Origin of the sequence: Nitrosopumilus ureiphilus (assembly GCF_013407185.1) — an archaeon.
Taxonomy (GTDB): Archaea; Thermoproteota; Nitrososphaeria; order Nitrososphaerales; family Nitrosopumilaceae; genus Nitrosopumilus; species Nitrosopumilus ureiphilus.
In genome coordinates, this window is record NZ_CP026995.1 from 866,748 (window position 1) to 887,191 (window position 20,444).

Sequence of the window (20,444 nt, forward strand, 5' to 3'; positions counted from 1 at the left end):
CAATTTTGTGAAAAAGAAGACCTTTGCAGTGGATATTGATGGCACGATTACTGAAAATGGTGGGGGTAGAATTCATTTGGATGCTCTAGACGCACTAAGACGTTTGACCAATATGGGCCATGATGTGATTTTTGTCACTGGCAGATCATCTATAGAAGGATATTTGCTTTCAGTGTTTGGAGGAACAACAAAAATCGCCGTTGGTGAGAATGGTGGATGTATCACTCTTGATTCAAATGATCATGTTTTGTTGGGAAATATTGAAGAATGTAAAACTGCATTAGAAATAATCAAAAACAATGTTGATGATGTTAAAGAAAAACTTGTTTTTCCTAGAATGACTGAAGTTGTTTTAGAAAGAACATTTGATTTAGATGCTGCTAGAAAAATACTCTCTAAAAATAACATTAATGTGGAATTATCTGATAGTCAATATGCGTTTCACATTAATTCTTCAGGAATTAACAAGGGTACGGGGTTTTCAAAAATCATGGAAAAATATTCTATTTTAAGAGATGATGTTATAGCAATTGGTGATAGCGCAACAGATATTCCTTTATTCAAAGTGGCTAAAACAAGCATTGCACTTGGAAATGCTTCTAATCTAGTCAAATCTGAGGCTACGATGACTGTATCTGCTAATGCAGGAGATGGGGTAATTGAGGCATTAGATAAACTTGCCTTTACCGATTTGAATCAACAGTGAAAACTTGTTCGTAAAAACACTCTGATGATATTTCCCTTACAAAAACAGTTCTTTTGAAACTATTTTTTGATCATTCCTCTTTAATCTAGTGAATGCTTGTTCATTAAGATTTCTTTTCTCAAGTCCTGACTTTGTCAATAATAAAATCACATCATTCAAGCCCTATCAGTAAAATGAAAAATCTGAATCAAGTAATTAATCTATTAGAATTTGAATCATTCATTAGAACACTTTATGAACATCTCGTTATTCTGTTAGTCATATTATGAAATATTTTGTGATTTTGTTGTCCTTGATAGGAGTTACAGGGATGGCATTTGCTTCAGAGTATACAGGAGAAACTCCGCTGTATCTTTTTGATTATCTTGGTGACCTACCAATAGCTTACATTATTGATTATGACATAGACGGCTATCTAAGAAATGCTGTAGTGGATTTTGGTTCTAATACAGTAATATTTGAAATAAAAGACAGTGGAGTTTTAACAGTGGAGATTCCAAAAACTCATTTTTTACCCAATGATTATTTTCCCACATTATTGATAAACAGAGTAAATGAAGATCCCAAAGAATTTTTGACAAAGGATGAAGAATGTTTCAAAGAATATGAATTTTCAGTCAACCAAAATACTATGATAGAACTGATCATGGACAAATCTTCTGATGATTTATCCATCATGAATAAGAATATTCTTGCCAATTGTCAGAACAAAATAAACAATGAAATTACAAGTACGTTTGATTTTAATATGATTTTTGTAGATGGTCTGGAATATACAATCATTGATGGCAAACAATATCTGAGTAAAACAATCAGATCATCTTTATCTAATCTCACACATGATGAGACAGTCTTTGAGTTATCTGGAATTAAATTTCATTTCTATGATAAACGTGAAGATAGAATCGTTTATCCTGGAATGGGAATAATGGGAATGCGTACACCTGTTTTGTTTGAATTTCCAGATGACGTAGCAGAGACGATGTCAATCAAGACTGTTCGAACACCGCAAGATGTAATTGACAAACAATTTACCGTCATGGAGACTTTTTCAAGGGAAGGATGGCCAGAGATTGGAATAATTACAGGTCTTACCCCCTCACACCAAATCACAAAACTCTTGGTATTTGAAAAAAACATCTCCCCCTATGAACAATTGCAATATGGAGTTGAACCATGGCAAGTTCAATGTGATGATGATCTGCATTTGTTGTTAAAACCGCAAGAATTTGAAACCCCAGTTTGTGTCAGTGAACAAACATCGGATAGACTATCTGATAGGGGATGGAGTGTTGTTGTATATGATTATGAAGATTGGTGATATAGAAAATGAAGACTAGACTCTTGACAATAATTGGAATCATTGTAATTTTCATTGGAATTACAATGTGGGCGGCATATGATGACATGCCTTATTGTAAAGATTGGTGTGATCAAAAAGAATTATTTCGTATTGGTTGTGACAAACTAATACTTGATCATCTTTACAAACATTCAAGTCTATTTGATGAAGAATTTGATGGGACATACTTGATTGAAGAAATAGCGTTACCTGCCGAAGTATCTCAAGAATCTTTTGAGAAATGTGTGAATTTTATTTATGAAAAACGAATCTTAATGGGTTAGAAAATGAAAGCCAGATACAAAATAATTATTCTGATTTTGATTATTTGGATTCCTGTATCTCTGTTTTTTCCAGATATTTTTCTGATATTTCATCTAGATAAATTTGAGACCAATAACAAGTGTGAAAAATTAAATGGAAATTGGGATTGGGTTAACAACATCTGTGAATTGCAGCATAATGGAATATCGGATCCTGATTTGATGTGTATTGATGCTGGAGGAACTCCGACATGTGCCACTACTTGTGGCTCATATAATGTGTTTAATCCATGGTCTTTGGTACTGCCACTTGGATGTCTTGATTATTGTAAATTTGCGTGTGAGTTTGAAAATGAAAAGTAGACTTTTGATTATCTTGAGTGTGTTCATAATTTTCTCTCCTCTTACTTGCCACCACAATTCCTGATTTATGGATGAATTATTTTTCATATCCTCAAGTTGATGCAGACATAGTTTGTAAAATGAATGGTGGTCAATGGAATGAGAATGGAAATTATTGTGATGGTATTTTTGATATTTGTGAACATGTTGGAGGTACTAAAATTTCATGGAATGTTACACCCGAATGTGAATCTCAGATAACCGAAGCTGGTGATTTAACTTGTTTGGATGTAGGTTTGATTCACATTTCATGTATATTCCAATAAACCCAGATACAGTAATGGTTCAAACCTGTATGGATTTGCTATGATGGATTAGAACACTTTATGAATATCTCATTATTGATTTAATCATATTATGAAACATTTTGTATTTTTGTTTGGGTTTTTGGTTTTAATTGGATTCTCTCTTGTCTTGGGACCACCTTGGATTGCATATGGACAATACTTGGGAGATAAACTTCCACCCAATACAATGATCATTGATGAAACAGGGGAGTATGTTTTTCCACCATCATATGTTGACTTTTACTATTCAAATCCAAGATTTGAAAAATATTCAGTAATTGCTGAACATTATAGATATGACATACCCTACATGATTTCAAATGGCACTATTTCTAAAATGAGCATGGATTGTAACGATGTAGAATTGATTTTAGATATTGAACCTACTGCAAAACAAGGATGGCTAACATTAGCACTGCCACGACAGATAGTTGATTCACAAATTGGCAGTGACAGAGATGATACCTTCATTGTGTTACTGGATTCAAAAGAAACAAAGCACTCTGATATTGCATCTGAAAAACTACGACTTTTAATAATTCCATTCTCAGACAATACTTCTCAAATTAACATAATCGGGGTAAATTATCCAGAACAGATGGGAGAAAATGCTTGCAATGGAAAACATGTTTCTCCATTTTCATACCTTCTTTCTCCACTAAAACAAATCAAATCAGGAATTACTTTAGACAAAATAAAGTGTAAAGAGGAGTTGGTATTTGCTCAAAAAAGAGACAGCGGTAAACCAATTTGCATAACACCTGAAACTAAGGATGTACTAGAAAAGAGAAATTGGGTGGAATTACCTCCACCTTACTCACCGTATCCTGATCATAATTAGCAAACCGTAAAGGATTTGAACTATTCATTAGAACACTTTATGAGTGTCTGTTTTGGTGTTTTGGATAAATGAAATATGTTGGAATTCTATTTTCTTTTGTCATTATATCTGCACCTTTAGCATTTGCCCAACCACAAAATTTCACTCCAGGACAGATAGAGTTACCTGATAGGTGTTATTCACCAACACAGATTGGAACTGCCAGAGTAATAGATCCGGATGCAAATACCGACTCAGAAAAAATAGAAACTGTTCAGATATCTGTTTGGTCTGACAGAGATTTAGAAAAAAGAACCCCAATGGCAACTGAGACGGGAACAAACACTGGAGTTTTTGAAGCATCCATATTTTTCAGAGTAACTGATGAGGCTGCCAGTCAAAGAATACGGGCATTTGAAGGAGACACAATATATGCACAATATTATGACTTGACATTGCCGTTTTCTACATCGGATGAATACACCATCATAGATGCTGCAATCATGGGAAGAGTGCAACCCGATTCATGGTGGGGAGAAAATTGGACTGATATGTTACTGCAAAATAATGTCAAAATTGTTTATGATCCATGTATGGCTGAATTCATGAACAAAATAGGAAAAGACGATCCAAGATTTGACTTGATTGACATAGAATATCCTTCTCCATTAAAACAATTCAAATCTGGAATTCTGTTTAACGAAATTGTATGCAAAGAAGATCACCATTTGATGCTAAAGCCTACAGAATTTCCAATACCTGTTTGTGTTACACAGTCAACATTTGCTGAATTGATTAAGCGGGGTTGGGGTATGACCCATAGAATTTAACAGTTCAAACCTGTATGGATTTGCTAAAATCCAAATTTCATCAATCGTTATATGACAAACGTTTCTTGTAATGTTGTTTTGAAGACTAGGGTTTTCCTAATAATTATAATTGCCGTCATACTGTCAACGATTTTCTTTGTTTTGGGTCCTTCCCAAGGTCATATAGCTGAATATTTTCTAAATGATGAACAGTTTGAAGAAACGTTTCTGAGTAACAATGATGAACGATACTCAACATATGATCAGTCTTTAACAACTAACTTCTCTTCCCAACAATGCGCAGAATTGTTTGACAGGATTCATCAAGAATTCAAAGACAAACCCTGTGCATGTTGCAATCCTCCTCCTGGTGAACCTGTTTGTGAACCTGTAGGGTTTGACACCGTTCTAGCAGGAAATAAAGAATTCCGTGATTCTGGATGCGAATATATTTACAAAGAATGGGCACACTTGACAAACGACATTGAAACTGCAAGCTGGTTGATGTATCCTACTTACTACAATATTGACATGCTCAAAACAAATTTTTCAAAAGAGATACCAATTGCAGTAGAATACCGGGGATATGATGAGTGCTTGTCATTCAAAGTAGTAATAAAACAACATGAAGGAAAAAGGCCTGTTATTGCTGAGAGGCTTTATGAGAATATATGTTCTGCAAACAAACAAGATGCGTACAGATTACCCTCATACAGAGCAGAATTGACGGATCATGGAGAACCTATCATACTGTCTAAGGGGAATTACCAACTGTTGTTATACAATATAGTGGATAAAGAAGTAATAGATGAGGAAAGTAAACATGCAGGACAATTCTACTTTAGTTCACATTATGTTCCTGAGAAACAGTCAGAAAAACAAGGTTATGATTACACACAACCAGCTTCTAAAGTATTAAGGGATACGAGATGCGCAGAATGGTTTGATAAAATTATGCAAACTGGAAAAGATCTTGACTCTGAATTTGGTTTGAAATACGAACTAAGAGAAACTAACGTGTTCAGAGATCTCGAATGTGCAAGTTTTGTTACTGAATGGGGATTTTTGACTGATTATGATGTATGGAACATTGGAATTTCTTGGGAAGAAATTGCTTCTGGACATGATTAGAAAATAAAGACCAAATTCAAATCTATTGGGGTTTAAACCAAAGATTAGAACAATTTATGAACATCCTATAATTCTTAGTCATATTATGAAGTATTTTGTAATTTTTCTAGTTTTGATTGGGATGGGAAGTATGGCATTTGCAGAAGAAATCCCAGTAAAAATTCAAACTCCAAACAATACGGACTTGATAATTACGGGTACTGTGGGGGATTTTCCTCCTCCAAGGGCCCCGCTTGTTACAATAATTATCGAAGACAAACTTGGCAAACCAATTTTAATTGAATCGACATATCCTGATGGAGTAGGCCATTTTTCATTAGAGATTAAAAGGCTTGGTACGTTATGGGAGGACGTAACAGAATTTTTTGTAAAGGCAAGAGTTGCAAAAACCACATCGTCTGATGCTGTGATAAAAGAACCAGAATATGGTGCGAAAAATCTAGGCAAAATTATCTGGAAGGAGGCATCATACCGCGGGCTTGAAGATGATGTTGGAACAATTCAGGTAATTGATCCTGACGTTAATCAGTTTAACAATGCAATAGACTTTCTCAGAGTAAAGGCATGGTCTGACAGTTCACCGCACAAAACTACGATTATACTCACAGAGACAGGAATGAACACCAACATCTTTGAAGGAGATGTAATCTTTTCTAACAAATACCATTTTTCAAGAGGTGTGCTTTTTGTGAGTAATGGGGATACTGCAACTGCGATGTATGCAGATACCACGCTCCCCGAATATATGGAATCTGATATCTACAAGTTAAACGCCACTGCATTAATTGTTGGAAAGCGAGGGCCTCCAATGGAGAGAGCGCCAGCATCAAACTTTATGGTGCTAGATGTAGAAAAAATACCAATAGATGATAATTTAATTTCAGTAGATCAACAAATTAGACTAGTGTCTGATCTGGAAAATCATATGGATAGAGTTCAACCGTTTGCATATTTGGTTCAAATACAAAACAGTCAAAATCAGGTAGAGTCTTTATCTTGGCTTACTGGAAATCTTACCTCTTTTCAGAAAATAAATTTAGGAACCACTTGGATTCCATTAAAAGAAGGCAAATACTATGCAACTGTATTTGTTTGGGAATCCGTTAACAATCCCACTGCTTTATCCCCTCCGATGAGTATGGAGTTGTTTGTCAAGGGATTGTGAAATAAAATGAAAAGTAGACTATTGATAATTATTGGAATTGCAGGTATATTTTTAGTTCCTATAAATTCTGCTCAAGGCTTGCCTAGTTTTTTGGACTGCAAATATGATTCTAGTTTTGTGATTTCTACAAACAAGTTAGAATTTACCCAAGGAGAAACATTTGTACTCAATGTCAAAACAATACAAAATGATACTTCATTTGAAGTGCTTGTAATAAATCCAAAAGGGCAGGAAGTTTTTGCAGATGTTGTTGACGGTACAGACAAATTTGGTTACACTCAGGCAAGATTTCACATACCAGATGATGCACTACAAGGAACTTGGAGTATTTTTGTAACTGCAAAACCATCTCAACAACAACAAGTTATTTTCATCGGAGTTGATGAAACCCCGCAATCAATAATTTCAATAAAATCTTCATATGTAAATTATGAATACAAAGTAGACGATGCATCGTTTTTGGTTGCAGGAGAACCAAACACTGGTATTCAGATAAATGTGCTAGATCATAATAATGAAAAAACAAATATCTACATAATTACGCTGACGCCAGAAGGTAAATGCAACTTTACTCTTGATCTGGATGGATACAAGCCGGGTGTGTATGCCGTTGAGGTTACTGACCATAATGATAAGGCAATTGCCACATTTACTGTGGGATTACAACCATCAACAGGTCAAATTGATGTCAGTACTGACTCTGCCAAATACTCTTCAGGAGAAACAGTTTTGATATCAGTAGAATCAGGACCAATGATAAAATTACAAATATCCATAATGGGACCTCTTGGCAATGTCATCGAGAAAATTCTTGCAACTACTGACCAAAACGGTAGATTATCTGAATCATTCACAATCCCACAAAATGCTACAGAAGGCACTTGGAGCATTAAATCCGCATCCGGCTCAAATTTTGATATAACCGAATTTACAGTGATTGCACAAATTGATTCCCTTTCCAAAATTCGGATGCCACCTTCAATATCTGACCCGATGTATCTATGGAATGACAAGGATCTGATTCTGGATGGAAACATATTCTCAATCCGTGGTGTTTCAGAAAATGTGACTGCATTTGACATTAAAATTAACAAATTCTTCAAAGGAGAATCAGCATCTGATATGATTACCGTGTTTGATTATGATTCAAAATTTCTTTTTCCTGTGGGACAAGATGCATTAATCTATCTGAAAAAAATTGAAAATTCTTATGAAATATCTCCATACACAGTAGAGACTACAATTAATTGCAGTGCAAGAGACAGAATTCCATTATCCACGTTACCTGGAGAACCCATAGGTCGTGGAGGTCCTACTTTGGAATTTGTTCCAGATCATCCATGCATCCCATCATATTACACTGGAATACTCTCTAACAATGATTCATCAACTGACACTGTTCCCTATAGAACTCCTGGAGGAAGTTTTTCTCCTGACAAAACTGTATATCCGACACCTTGGGAAGACAGACCTCCATTAAAACAATTCAAAGATGGAATTGATTCTAAAGTGATCCACTGTAATGATGATTTGGTGTTGGTTCAAAAGTACAACGGTTTTCCTGCATGTGTAAGAGAACAAACAATTCCAAAATTAATTGAGAGAGGGTGGAACAATAAAAATAGTGAAAACACAGTTGGCTGGAAAAAATACATCATGATTGAATCAAGTAGGATAGACAAATCCAGAATAACAGACAGGTTGACAATTCATCATTTAGGAGAAATCCAACATGGCTCAATTTTGAACAAGTTGTTTGTAGGGGTCGATGGTTGTAAGAATAAAACTGATTTGTGTGCATTGCCTAGAGGGATATCCCTAGATAAAACAAATCCATTAAATATCCCTGCACATGATTCTGACACTTTTTCTGTAACTCTAAACGAAAAACAGGCAAACTATCTTTTTTCACAGCTAGAGTGGATAATTGAAGAAAATTGGATTTACACTGCTATACAGTGGAAAGAGAATTACTACCTTCTTGTATTTTCAACATTTGATCAAACCAGAACTCCAGACGTGAAAATGAAACTAGTTGACATTCCTCTACAACCTGTTAGTTTGGAGAGTGGAGGAAATCTGAACTATACAATTCAGGTTGATGCATGGGCAACGTATGGAACCTCTGCCCAGATAGATCTTAGTGCAGTTCAGAGTGCAAAAGATTCTGGCATGGATGTATGGATTGAACCTGAAACTCTAATAATTCCTGAACGAAGTAATGCCACTGCAACCTTGTTCATACAAGCCAGTGACGATGCAAATGCTGGCATCTATGATGTCCGTGTCATCGGATACGCAAATGGAAATAATGCGGGTCTTCATTGCAGTAATACAATATGTCCTACAATAAACATAGGCAATTCCAATTGGTCTATTCGTACGTTTGGCTCGGGTACCAACATGGCCATCGGTGGAATTTCACAACCGGACAACACTTGGATGGAGATTGAATTGAACAAAAATGAATTCTTTGAGGATGACATTGTAGAGATCAAGACATATCTGGTGAACAACAGTACTGATACACTGACATTTATTCCAGATCAAATATTGATCAAAGTGATAAAAGCTCAGCCTGTAGGATACTATGAAAATCTTTACGGGATTAATGCAAGATATGAATCAGACGAACCTTTCATATTGGAGCCTAATTCAAAAACACTTTTGGTGAGACCATTTTATTGGAATCAGATGACTTTTCAAAATTTTGATGATGAACAAAGACTAGAGCCAAGACAACACAAAATGATAGCTAAATTTGTAGGGGAAAATCATGCATGGAATGATGATGTTATGTTTGAAATAAAATAGAGTTCAAACTTATTGGGATTTGAACTAAGTTTAAGATCAAAAAAGAATAAAAATCCAAAACCCCTATTATTTTACATGAAAAGGTATCAGTCAGTTTGAAAAATATATTGTCAATTATTTTCCTAATTTTGATTATCCTTGTAAGTTCTTTTTTAATTTATGATGCGCTTGGAAATAACGGTAATGTTGTATGGTCAAAAGCATATTGGATAATCACATTTGCTCAAATACCTGACAGTCAGTGGGCAGAAAAATACGACTTGTATCCAATTGTTATTGCATACAAGCAAAAATATCCTGACACCATCTTAACACAAGATTTGGGATATGTTGGAAAATATTTAGATTACACAGTTTCAAATTTAACTAATTCTCCACGTTTACACATATGGATAATCAATGATGACCGAGATCATTTTTACCTTAAATGTGAAGACTCTTTCAAATCATCACCAATTACTGTGCCAATGCAGGTCAGTGACTTTAACTGCAATGACCAAACCCCCTAGGATTCCCACATCATAGTCAAACTTGTATGGATTTGAACTTATTTTATTAAAAATGACTGTATCAATCTATTACTTTAACACCATTTGAACAAATCTTTAATCAAACGTAATTGGTCCATGAAACTCTATTGTTATTGGCACATCAAATGGAATCATGTTTTTAAAGTATTCATAATAGTATGATTGTGCGTCATCATGTTTTTCTAATTCACTTTCAAGAATTCCTATAGATACTCCAGTTCCTGGCGCACCTCCGCTTCCAACACTAACTAATTCAGGAAGAATATCAAAATTGCTAGTTATTATTGATTGAGCCATTTTGGCTTTGATATGTACTGGCAGTGAGTTTGTCTCCTTTGATAAAACTACAATATCGCCCATCTCCACGTCATTTGCTGCATCAATTCTATAGAAATAGATATCAGTATTATTGAACTGGATAGATTCTTGCAATTGAGGACCAAATTCAGCTGTTTTCCATGAGTGTTGATCTTTGTTTATTACATTTTTGGCATACTCGGCTCCATATTGTTCTTTTGTAAAATCCCGAACTGATACAGTAAAAGCACCTTTGTTAACCCAAGTAACAGTGTCATTTTCTTCTAAATTTATTACAAGAGACCAAGGTGCAATAGTCATCCTAGTTCCACTATTGTCAGTTACATCATAAATGATGATGGTATTTTTGTCTATAAGTGTTGGATCTAAATGACATTCAGCTCCTCTTTGAATGTATTTTTTCCCACATTGTAGTTTTGGTATTTCAAAAGGTCTACTTTCATCAAAAGAATATAGTGAAAAAAAGATGTAAGAACTAAATATCACAATTGCAATTATTATCAATAGTCTAATCTTCATTTTCTATTTCTCCACTACATGAAACTCTTTACTTGCTGTTGTTGGAAAATACTTGTTTGGTTGTTCAAATATTACAGTAACAGTGTATGTTCCAGGATTTTTTATTGTAATATTTCCAAAGAGTTTATGACGATCAGTAGAATTGATTTCAAAATCATGCATTATAAGATAAGGGTCGCAAAGAGGCTCTTGTCCCCATCCTTGTAGTTTTCCATCCTCACCAGGATAACTTACATTAATTCCTGCACACTCATGACCATAGCCGGATATTACAAAAGAAAAAGAATATTCTTCACCCAACTTATATTCATCTTTGAGTCCGACTATCTCAACGGTATAACGTTCTCGATATTTTTCTTCTATTGGATTTGGTTTTGGTAAAAGCAATGCTTTGGGTTTTTCTAATTTTTCAAAATCAATAATGTGTTTGGTGTTAAGATTGAAAAATCCACTTTGATCACTAATGCAGTCAGGAATTGAATCATAGATTCGTCCTGAGATTTCATATGAAACTGGTAAATCAAAAATCAAGAGATTTTCATTAAAGCTTCCATCTGCATGCTCATCAAGCCATCGTCCAAATTCCACACAATCTTCATTGTTTAGAATTGTCTCAATGTCATACAGTCTTTCTTTTGGGGTCAGAATTGCCCATCCGCGCTCAAGTAATTTTTCTTTGGTTTCAGGATTTACGCATACAGGAGAGCCATCATATCTTGCAACTAGAGTTAACGATTCCTTGCATTGTATTTCATCGATTGGAATTCCTGACTTGAACTGTTTTAGTGGAGAGATGATATAATCATAAGCAACTTGCCTTATTTGCTCAATTTCTGCGTGTTCCAAAAGAGAGGTTGGTGTGCATGTTTGAGGTCTTAAATTTTGTCCGTCATCATATGCAAAAACAACATATTCTAAATTCTTTGTGAAATTATAACCCCAGAGCCACTCTGAAGATATTATTGAAATGGTTTCTTGTGAGATTCCTTTGAAGTTCTCTATTATTGAAAATTGTGTTATTGCATCATTTTTACCATTAGATGAGCTACGTTCACTAGGAACATATTCTTTTGATAGTACTTGGCCTGCAAAAACAACATCTGATTCTGCAAAAGATTGAATCGTATTTACTCCTCCACAAGACAATCCATAAACAGAATTACTTGCAGTAAAAGAAACAAGAGAAATCAACACCAGAAAAATTATAAAATACTTCATAATATGACTAACAAAATAATTGGAAGCTCATAAAGTGTTCTAATGATTGGTTCAAATCCATACAGGTCCACACTTATGAATTAAATCATCAAAAATTAAACTACAAAGGGGTTTATCAACAATCATTTTCTTTTTTTATTATGAAATTAAAATTATTTTATATCTTGTTAATTGCATTACCACTGTATGGAATCATCATATCAGTGGCATTCAGCATTCATAATTCTATGGTACATGAATCAGGCCTCTTTTTGTTTAATTTTATAGTTGAAAGCGTGATTGTGCCACCAATGTCGATATCGTTTAGTGGTATGTTGGGTTTTTTGTCAAAAATATCATACATCCTCCCAGACATCATAATCAAAATAATTGCCAATTTGTTATTCTGGATATCCGTTGTGATAATCGGAAAACTGTATTTTAGATCAAAACCCCGTATCAAACCCCAATAGATTTGGTTGTGTGGATTTTTTCGGGTTTGAACCCTAGTTTTCATTTTCTCTTATTTTGTAGGGTCCATTACTTTTCCAATGAACAGAATATCATTTGTCATGTTATCCTGGATTAGAAATATGAAAGGATGGTCTGCTTTGAACAGTCGCCCTCCTGACTCATCAGTGTTAATTGCAGTGGCAGTTGCAGCCTCTGTTCCAATCTCATTTACTTCTACAAATGCCTTGTGAACTGCCTTTGATACAAACAACCCCTTGTAGCCAGTTATGCCACTAAGATCGGCCGGACCGAACACCGAAGTTATCCCCATGTCAGGCAGTGTTTCTTTCAAATCATATTCCGTATCAAGCGTAAATTTTGGGATATGTATGGTTCCTCTAAAATCTCTGAATTGACTCTTCCAGAGTTCTAAATTATCCAATGTGATTGAATCCTCAACTGACGGCATATCTTCTGCATCATGTGGCAAAATAATTAGCATTGAAAAAGAGTTTCCCTTGTATGGCATCTGAAGCATCTGCATCTGTTCTGTAGATGTATGGTTAAGGTTCATTTTATGCTCATAAGTCATCATCGGAGCTGTCACAGTTTTTGTGGAGTCTACTGCAAAGTCACCATCATAGGTATTTTCCAGATCAAATGGATATTCCCATGCCCCCTTGAAGTAGATTGTATTTGTTATTACCATTTTTGTCAAAGATGTGGTGGAGCCAGGTACAAGAAGTTCCTCTATTCTGTTTTGTGTTTTTGACTTTACCCAATCATTTATCTCAAGTCGTCCCTCATCTGTTGCAAAGTTTACAGTGTCAATCGAACTGTCATAGTATGTCTTTGCAGTGTCTGTATATTTCGGCAAAGGTGTAAAACCGTTTGCAAGCCACAATGCATTTGACATTTGTACTGTGTTCTCATCATTGTTTTTTTGATTCATCATGTTGATAAAAGACATGAATCCAACTTGCCTTTCATTGTCGTCTGTCGGAAATCCGAATACATCTTGTATCTCTGCTGCAGTGTCGCCTTTTGCACCTTCATACAGTATTGAAAATGCAGTAGAGATGCTAGGAGATGAGAAAAATACATTTTCGTTTTTCTCTTTTGATATTTGCCTGTAAAAATCAAGTGTGAATTGGTTGTTTGACTCTGTTATTTTTTTGGCAAGTGCAGAGTCAGAAGGAATAGTTTTGATTGGTTTTATTGTTGTGTTTAGTTTTACAGGATTGTCGGCCCATCCTCTTTCAATCAGTTTTTCTTTTGTTTGTAAAGTAACACAGGCAGGAGAACCGTCGTGTTTTTGGATTAAGACAAGATTAACTTTGCATTGTATTTCAAATATTGGAATTCCCAAGTTGGATTGCTTTAATGGAGGATCATCAGTATCCTTCTCTAACAGATTGTACTGAGAATTGTTTTCTGCAAAGGATTCCTGAATGCCAACAGTGCCAAAAACAATCAACAAGATAACTCCAAATACGTATATCATGATCATGGTCTTTTAGGACGCCTCATAAAGTGTTCTACTGAGATTTAGCTCAAATTCCAAGTTTGTTTTAAACAAAATATGATTAATGGTTCTATTGATTTTCACAATACTCAAAATCATCAAAATATCTAAACCCGTTTAATATCTCCAGTGTTTCAAGATCTACGGTTGCAGAATCATAATACTCGCATTTGTTGTGCTGTGGCATCTTGACTCCATCAATAAAGAACTGTACACTTGCATGCCAGTCATCCTCTGAAGACATTATCAAGAAATTATCCAGTTCTGGTTCAGAGGGCCAATCTTCTGCCTCAGGTAACTGTAAAACCTTGTTTACAACCTCTTGTTCTTGTTCTTCTGATACTAGGTTTGATGGAATTTGTGGAGCCCACACATATGGGGCAATGCATCCATAGGTACCCTTGCATAACTCCAACTTGTAACTCGGGGACGGCAGTTCAAAAATAATCCCATTCTTGTTATCAGGATGCAAACAAGTCATAAAAACACCCGTATCATTTTCTGATAGATTATTGTTTGGACAAAAATAATCTGCAAACAATTCCAAGTCTGTTTTGTCATAATCAACAGGAATGAAAAGAGCAGATCCTGGATGCTTTTTTTCGTCTGTCATCTCCCTGTCAAAATTGTAAGATGCTGCTCCAAGTCCAAAAATAACTGCTCCGGCTACAGACATGATTGCAATTGGAACAATAACTGTAATCAAAAATTTGTTTTTCATTTTCTTTTTCTCCTAATTACAAAAACAATTCCAATGACAATACCTGCAATCACAGTCAAAAGAAATGTAAAATTAATTGTCACACCATCTCCCAATGGAAATTGATTATTTTTCAAGTTGTGTTCCATATCCGAAAAGAATTTTTCTTGTATCACTTGATCTATGAATTTACCCTCATAATTTGGAATTTCACCTTGATAGAAATAGTAAGTGCGGACATTGCTATGGGCCATTGTAGGCTCACCGGACCACTCACCAAGGGTTCCATCTTCAATAGCAGTAAACATTTCTTGTTTTTTAGTCTCCATCCATTCAGCACCTTTATAGTCATAGTATTCTGCCCATCCTTCTTTGTAAAAGTCAATAGAAGCAGGTCCAGGATAGTATGGAGCACTTGGCCAATCAGGATTAGCATTTGGCGGTGCAAAAACATTAGATGTAGGAAATAGTATTGTAAATGCAAATAACACAAGCAAAAGTCTACTTTTCATTTTCTTTTTCTCGATTTAATAAACAAAATTGTTCCTGTGACAATCCCGCCAATAATTCCAGCAATTATTAAACTCAGAATAATATTACGCATTATTTGTGTATTTTCAATTTCTATTTTTCTTAATTCTGATTCTTCTTCATAAATTTTTTCAAGTTTGTTTTTTTCATCATCAGACAAACTTTCATAAATATTGCCAGGAGTAAGTAGACCGTAATCCCCTATTCCTTCTTTTACAGAATGCAAGCCCTGTACAATACTTGGAAATGAATGATAAACAGGAACACATAATGGGATATTGTATCCTGTTTTTGTTTTTTCAGCAAATACTATGTATGTTTTTTCTGCTCTAAATTTGAATCCATAAAGTCCCTCAGTTGAATGAATTGTCAAAGGATTTGAAATGTCACCTTTGAATGTATTTTTGATTTCAAATGTAACTAAAGTGGATTCTGAACCCGGAATGTATTCTTTTAAGATTACTTTTCCTTCAAACACTGCATCGTTATGGGTATATTGATACTGAGTGGTTAGAGGATCACAAAGTAATCCAAATGCAGGAGTAAAAAATCCTGAAACAATAATACCAATAAAAATCAGAATAACAAAATATTTCATAATATGACTAGATGAATAATGGGATGTTCATAAAGTGTTCTAATCTTTAGTAGCAAATCCATACAGGTTTGAACAAAACATCTGCTCAAGACCAAAAATTTCAATAAATCTATGTTTAGGTTTTGGATGTATTTTTTCTTTTTCCATTTTTTGTAATGCGATTTTATTTGTTTTTAATCAAATTATTAATAAACTGAATTATCAAACCAATAACTCCCCAAAACAAAATAGACATTGGAACATATACATGAGGAATTTGAAAAATCCACGGAATGGTATAATGTACCTGAGACGAACTTGGATCCCCTAGATAATTGATAGAACTATTGTACACTTCATCTCCCAACAACATTCCTGGAAGGTTAAGTGTCAGATGAGGACACCCTCAGAAGGCCATAACAAAGATAAAACAAAACCTAATGCTATGCCGTAAATTAGAAAACCAAAAAAAAAATTCTACCTGTAATTTTATGTATATTTTTCAAGTTATTCTATTCTGTACTCAAATACTATCGTCATGTAAAGCATATGATTCATGTTCTAATGACTCTAGTATCAAACCTGCATGGATTCCTTGTGTAGAAGAACTTATGAATATCCCACATTGAGCCAAAATGAAGATGAACTGTTTTGTGATTTTTTTGATAGTGGCAATCTCTTCCAGTGTTGTATTGTCATATGACATTGCCTATGGGTTATACATGCCACAGTATCCTGATGAACTTTTAGAAAGTAGTGATATCATCATTGTTGGAACTGTAATTGAAACTAAAGTTAGAAACGAGACAATGCATTACACTTTTAGTAATTCAACTCATCTTGATGTAAAACAAGAATACACAATGGAGCGTACAGTTCACAAAGTTTTGGTGGAAGAATATCTGAAAAATACCTTAAACTGGAATGACACATTAGTTGATGCATATGAGCCTGTAATTGGTACTCCTGGAGGATCATCAACCATGGGCAAAACATTTGAAAATGATGATCGTGTTTTATTATATTTTTACAAAGACACCAATGAGTATCTGCCTGAATCATTTAAAGTTCCACAAGAATGTTCAGCAAAAGATGCACTGACAGAAAAAAGACTTTGGTTTGTGGATTATAATTATGAAATAATGCAAAACGATCTAAAATTCAATGGCACTGATCCCTATCCAGTTAGATATGTTGCAATAAATGATCCCATACATTTTGTCTATCGATATGATGCTGATTCAATGACTGGAAAAAGTATTGATGCCACTCTTAAAATAAGATGGTCGTCATCAGACCAGTTGGAGAGTGAGACAATTCTCCAACAAGATATCACGCTTGACTCTAAGATGTGCGAGTTTATAGCACATGAGGAGTGGGAATTTAATCCAACAAAAGAAGGGGATTACAGAATCACAATCAGCATCAAAGATGATCTCAACTCTCAGCCAATTTTTAGCACTTCTCTTGATGCCAAATTGGATGTAGATGCAGCATATTCTATACCTCCGCTAAAACAATATCATGTAGGAATTAAGGGACATGAAGCATGGTGCAAAGAAGGATTATTCCTCATACTCAAAAATGATGATACTTCAAATATTGTATATGATAATCATCCGGCTTGTGTCACAAAAAATACCCTTGAAAAGTTAATTGAAAGAAATTGGGGATTTGTTAGGTGATAAAACAAGACATATGTTTCTTAATTTATTGCAACTGGGACTTTCTAGAGACAACTTGTAGGGCCTAGTCAGGTATATGTAACACCAAAAATCCCAGGAGCCTGAAATTATAATTACCTGAATTGACATATTTCATCATGGAAAGATTCGAACAATGCAGATATGCCGTATATTTTGATGTTCCAAATCCACATGTTATCATACATAAAATCGGTTCACACAAGTTAGAAATTCATGGGGGTGACCATATTGTGGAAGTTGTAAGTGGTTGGGGGTATTTTGTGGAAGAACATGAAGCCAAATCATTTGCAGAGGGCATTAGTAAATCCAGAAATATCCCAACACCCAGATATTGTAAAAAATGTTTTAAGCACTGATTTCTACTGGTCCAGTCGATGTGCATGGACTTGTTTTGAGACAAGTTAGTATCTGGGTCTTTATGGGTTCAAACTAAAATTTGGTAATAATTTATTATTGTTGTTCTACTTTCGTGATTTTTTAGAATCTGTTCTCTTTTTTGGGTTTCTTGATTTTGGCTTTGAAGTTGCTGTTCTCTTTTTTGGTTTGATTTCAGTTTTTTTTGGTGCAAGAACTGTTGGAGTGCTAGAAAATACAGGATCTGCTGCTGGTACTGCTGCTGGTACTGCTGCTGGTACTGCTGCTGGTACTGCTGCTGGTACTGCTGCTGGTACTGCTGCTGGTACTGCTGCTGGTACTGTTGGTTTTTCTTTGTGTGCTCCAAAGAAGCTTGCATATTGTAATGATAATATATTTTCAACTTTCTCTACTAGATCTACTTTTCTCTGATCACTTGTAATGTTTTTGTAGTCTCCTGCATTATTTGTGTAAAAATAATATTCTCGCCTAAGTGCTTCTTCCGTAGTTCCAAACAAAATCCAATTCTCTTGATATTTTTTGAGTTGTTGTATTCCTGTCAATATTATGATTAATGCTCCTAGAATTGCTGTAATGATGGGAATTATTACTGAATTCATTCCAAATATGCTAATTACTGAAATTACTGCACTAGTGAGGATTACAGTTATTTGAATTCCCTGAAATTTTTCTCTATTCTCAACTCTTTTTCGATGAAATCTGAGTACTCTATTCCATAATCTCTCTGATTCATAATTTTGAACAGGTCTGTCCGTGTCTTGAGAAATTGAAATGTTAGTTCACTCCTTCCATCATTTGTTCCTCTCATCATCAATTTATCATATCATAAGATTCCAACATTATACTATTGTGGTGATTTTTTTTCACTATGTTGTGCCTAAAACGATTGATTTTGGGTTCTGTGGTGAAAGCATTGCAGTCTTTGCACCTGATGAGGATCAAAACGATGAAATTCATACAAATACAATACAAGTATTTGATGCAAAGACAGGCTCATTCCAATATGTCATAGACAATCCAGATCCAAATATGGGTCATTTTGGAAAACATCTTGCAGAAGTAAACGATAATCTTGTGGTAGGTGTTCCCACATACAATTATGATGATAACCATTCTGGTTTCATCTACATCTTTGATGGGCAAACAGGCTCTTTACTACTCACAATTGACTATCCCGAAGAAAAAACCTCTGATGCAGAATTTGGTGGATATTTGTCTGCAGTAGGTGATAATATTGCACTGCGCTCAACATCTGATCAAACAGATCATGATAATTTCCTTCCACTATCTGATGTGGTCTACATCTTTGATGGGCAAACAGGCTCTTTACTACTCACACTTGATGAGCCAGAATTGAAAGATCAAAATTCAGGTTTATACATAAGTTCTGTGAATAATGATGAAAATATTGTCATTTCTGGAATGAATTTAGTAGAATCATATTCAGAACATAGACCAGTGTATGTCTTTGAGGGAATGCCAAACACTACAACTGATTATTCATTATTCATTTTGATTGCAAGTGTTGCATCTGGTGGAATTACATTAGGCGTAATTGTGTTTAGGAGAAAGAAACAATGAACATGCAAAGATTTTTTGGAATTTCAATTATGTTGTTTACGCTTGTAGTTATTTTGAACTTTGATGATGTGCATGCACAGCCTTTGCAAGAAGTGAATGCTGATGTGATTGAATTTGATGGTACGTTTGCAACAGTTAAGATTTCGTGGAATGATAACGGTGCATCATACTATAAAGTTGGATGTGTAAGCTGCATGCCAAACTTGTCAGATACCACTACTGAGAACTTGATGGTTCTAGCCAACGTAGCTTCCTTTGCAGACGGTAATGCGTTGCTGTATGTAATTGCATATGATGATGCAGATGAAATCATTTCAGCAAAACAAGTGATGGTGAAATTAAAATGAAGAATGTAATGATGTTATTTGGATTATTTACAGTTGCTGGTTTGGTTTTTTTTAATCCTGCCTTTGCTCAAGAAAATACACACCTACAATTACCTAGTCTACCAAATTCCAAATCCTGGCTTTGACAAGTCTGCATACGTATGGGGGGAATCAGGAAAACTGTTCATGATGTCTCCGCTTGACAACAAAGATCCTCAAAAAATCGAAGTCATAACTGCAAATAATTATACATTCCAATCCGAAATACAAATTTATCCTGATTCTGCTATTCAGAAAAATTTCATACTAACTGAGACTGGACCTGATACTGGATTATTTGAATAGATTTTTGTTATATCTGAACCTC

24 protein-coding genes are annotated in these 20,444 nt (G+C 34.8%); 16 read left to right on the plus strand and 8 right to left on the minus strand.

The features are described from left to right. The first annotated feature begins 7 nt into the window (after nucleotides 1-7). The 11 genes from C5F50_RS05025 (at nucleotide 8) to C5F50_RS05075 (ending at nucleotide 10,248) form a co-directional block, all read left to right on the plus strand. Nucleotides 8-706: a phosphoglycolate phosphatase gene (locus tag C5F50_RS05025; protein ID WP_179372922.1), complete on the plus strand. Its 699-nt coding sequence runs from the start codon at nucleotides 8-10 to the stop codon at nucleotides 704-706. 310 nt (nucleotides 707-1,016) lie between these two features. Beyond that, nucleotides 1,017-2,027 carry a hypothetical protein gene (locus C5F50_RS05030; RefSeq protein ID WP_179372572.1) on the plus strand — a complete coding sequence of 337 codons (1,011 nt, stop codon included), beginning with the start codon at nucleotides 1,017-1,019 and terminating at the stop codon, nucleotides 2,025-2,027. 8 nt (nucleotides 2,028-2,035) lie between these two features. Further along, nucleotides 2,036-2,332 carry a hypothetical protein gene (locus C5F50_RS05035; RefSeq protein WP_179372573.1) on the plus strand — a complete coding sequence of 99 codons (297 nt, stop codon included), beginning with the start codon at nucleotides 2,036-2,038 and terminating at the stop codon, nucleotides 2,330-2,332. Between the two features lie 3 nt (nucleotides 2,333-2,335). After that, nucleotides 2,336-2,674, plus strand: coding sequence for a hypothetical protein (locus C5F50_RS05040; protein WP_179372574.1), 339 nt, complete (start codon nucleotides 2,336-2,338; stop codon nucleotides 2,672-2,674). Nucleotides 2,675-2,745: 71 nt separating this feature from the next. Next, on the plus strand, nucleotides 2,746-2,979 hold the full coding sequence (locus tag C5F50_RS05045) for a hypothetical protein (protein WP_179372575.1): 234 nt from the start codon (nucleotides 2,746-2,748) through the stop codon (nucleotides 2,977-2,979). 91 nt (nucleotides 2,980-3,070) lie between these two features. Continuing rightward, on the plus strand, nucleotides 3,071-3,841 hold the full coding sequence (locus C5F50_RS05050; RefSeq protein WP_179372576.1) for a hypothetical protein: 771 nt from the start codon (nucleotides 3,071-3,073) through the stop codon (nucleotides 3,839-3,841). A 68-nt stretch (nucleotides 3,842-3,909) separates the two neighbouring features. Beyond that, a complete protein-coding gene (locus C5F50_RS05055; protein WP_179372577.1) occupies nucleotides 3,910-4,650 on the plus strand; it encodes a hypothetical protein in 741 nt (246 codons plus the stop codon). Nucleotides 4,651-4,728: 78 nt separating this feature from the next. After that, the gene (locus C5F50_RS05060) at nucleotides 4,729-5,760 is read left to right on the plus strand and encodes a hypothetical protein (RefSeq protein ID WP_179372578.1); all 1,032 of its coding nucleotides are present in this window, start codon (nucleotides 4,729-4,731) and stop codon (nucleotides 5,758-5,760) included. Between the two features lie 25 nt (nucleotides 5,761-5,785). Next, complete coding sequence (locus tag C5F50_RS05065; RefSeq protein ID WP_179372579.1) at nucleotides 5,786-6,925, plus strand: hypothetical protein; 1,140 nt, start codon at nucleotides 5,786-5,788, stop codon at nucleotides 6,923-6,925. Between the two features lie 6 nt (nucleotides 6,926-6,931). After that, a complete protein-coding gene (locus tag C5F50_RS05070; protein ID WP_179372580.1) occupies nucleotides 6,932-9,739 on the plus strand; it encodes a hypothetical protein in 2,808 nt (935 codons plus the stop codon). A gap of 95 nt (nucleotides 9,740-9,834) precedes the next feature. Continuing rightward, nucleotides 9,835-10,248 carry a hypothetical protein gene (locus C5F50_RS05075; RefSeq protein ID WP_179372581.1) on the plus strand — a complete coding sequence of 138 codons (414 nt, stop codon included), beginning with the start codon at nucleotides 9,835-9,837 and terminating at the stop codon, nucleotides 10,246-10,248. Nucleotides 10,249-10,344: 96 nt separating this feature from the next. Here the strand turns inward: C5F50_RS05075 and C5F50_RS05080 are convergent, their stop codons facing one another. From C5F50_RS05080 to C5F50_RS05110, 7 genes are all read right to left on the minus strand, one after another. Beyond that, a complete protein-coding gene (locus C5F50_RS05080; RefSeq protein WP_179372582.1) occupies nucleotides 10,345-11,106 on the minus strand; it encodes a hypothetical protein in 762 nt (253 codons plus the stop codon). Between the two features lie 3 nt (nucleotides 11,107-11,109). Next, complete coding sequence (locus C5F50_RS05085) at nucleotides 11,110-12,300, minus strand: hypothetical protein (RefSeq protein ID WP_246282159.1); 1,191 nt, start codon at nucleotides 12,298-12,300, stop codon at nucleotides 11,110-11,112. 241 nt (nucleotides 12,301-12,541) lie between these two features. Next, nucleotides 12,542-12,820, minus strand: a complete 279-nt coding sequence (locus tag C5F50_RS05090) for a hypothetical protein (RefSeq protein ID WP_179372583.1) — start codon at nucleotides 12,818-12,820, stop codon at nucleotides 12,542-12,544. A 6-nt stretch (nucleotides 12,821-12,826) separates the two neighbouring features. Continuing rightward, nucleotides 12,827-14,236, minus strand: coding sequence for a serpin family protein (locus C5F50_RS05095; RefSeq protein ID WP_179372584.1), 1,410 nt, complete (start codon nucleotides 14,234-14,236; stop codon nucleotides 12,827-12,829). 115 nt (nucleotides 14,237-14,351) lie between these two features. Continuing rightward, a complete protein-coding gene (locus C5F50_RS05100; RefSeq protein WP_179372585.1) occupies nucleotides 14,352-15,002 on the minus strand; it encodes a hypothetical protein in 651 nt (216 codons plus the stop codon). Next, nucleotides 14,999-15,493, minus strand: coding sequence for a hypothetical protein (locus tag C5F50_RS05105; RefSeq protein WP_179372586.1), 495 nt, complete (start codon nucleotides 15,491-15,493; stop codon nucleotides 14,999-15,001). The genes C5F50_RS05100 and C5F50_RS05105 overlap by 4 nt, the downstream gene beginning before the upstream one ends. After that, on the minus strand, nucleotides 15,490-16,110 hold the full coding sequence (locus C5F50_RS05110; protein ID WP_179372587.1) for a hypothetical protein: 621 nt from the start codon (nucleotides 16,108-16,110) through the stop codon (nucleotides 15,490-15,492). Before C5F50_RS05110 ends, C5F50_RS05105 begins: the two co-directional genes overlap by 4 nt. A 647-nt stretch (nucleotides 16,111-16,757) precedes the next feature. Here C5F50_RS05110 and C5F50_RS05115 point away from each other — a divergent pair. Further along, nucleotides 16,758-17,774: a hypothetical protein gene (locus tag C5F50_RS05115; RefSeq protein ID WP_179372588.1), complete on the plus strand. Its 1,017-nt coding sequence runs from the start codon at nucleotides 16,758-16,760 to the stop codon at nucleotides 17,772-17,774. A 137-nt stretch (nucleotides 17,775-17,911) separates the two neighbouring features. After that, the gene (locus C5F50_RS05120; protein WP_179372589.1) at nucleotides 17,912-18,151 is read left to right on the plus strand and encodes a hypothetical protein; all 240 of its coding nucleotides are present in this window, start codon (nucleotides 17,912-17,914) and stop codon (nucleotides 18,149-18,151) included. A 105-nt stretch (nucleotides 18,152-18,256) separates the two neighbouring features. On the opposite strand, the gene C5F50_RS05125 is transcribed toward C5F50_RS05120, so the two are convergent. Further along, nucleotides 18,257-18,943 carry a DUF4231 domain-containing protein gene (locus C5F50_RS05125; RefSeq protein WP_179372923.1) on the minus strand — a complete coding sequence of 229 codons (687 nt, stop codon included), beginning with the start codon at nucleotides 18,941-18,943 and terminating at the stop codon, nucleotides 18,257-18,259. A 100-nt stretch (nucleotides 18,944-19,043) separates the two neighbouring features. Here C5F50_RS05125 and C5F50_RS05130 point away from each other — a divergent pair, with 100 nt between their 5' ends. The 3 genes from C5F50_RS05130 to C5F50_RS05140 are packed head-to-tail and all read left to right on the plus strand — an operon-like array spanning nucleotide 19,044 to nucleotide 20,422. After that, nucleotides 19,044-19,751 carry a hypothetical protein gene (locus tag C5F50_RS05130; protein ID WP_179372590.1) on the plus strand — a complete coding sequence of 236 codons (708 nt, stop codon included), beginning with the start codon at nucleotides 19,044-19,046 and terminating at the stop codon, nucleotides 19,749-19,751. After that, nucleotides 19,748-20,098 (plus strand): hypothetical protein, encoded by a 351-nt coding sequence (locus C5F50_RS05135; RefSeq protein ID WP_246282161.1) that lies wholly within the window; start codon nucleotides 19,748-19,750, stop codon nucleotides 20,096-20,098. The genes C5F50_RS05130 and C5F50_RS05135 overlap by 4 nt, the downstream gene beginning before the upstream one ends. A 33-nt stretch (nucleotides 20,099-20,131) precedes the next feature. Further along, nucleotides 20,132-20,422, plus strand: coding sequence for a hypothetical protein (locus tag C5F50_RS05140; RefSeq protein WP_179372591.1), 291 nt, complete (start codon nucleotides 20,132-20,134; stop codon nucleotides 20,420-20,422). Nucleotides 20,423-20,444: the final 22 nt, after the last annotated feature.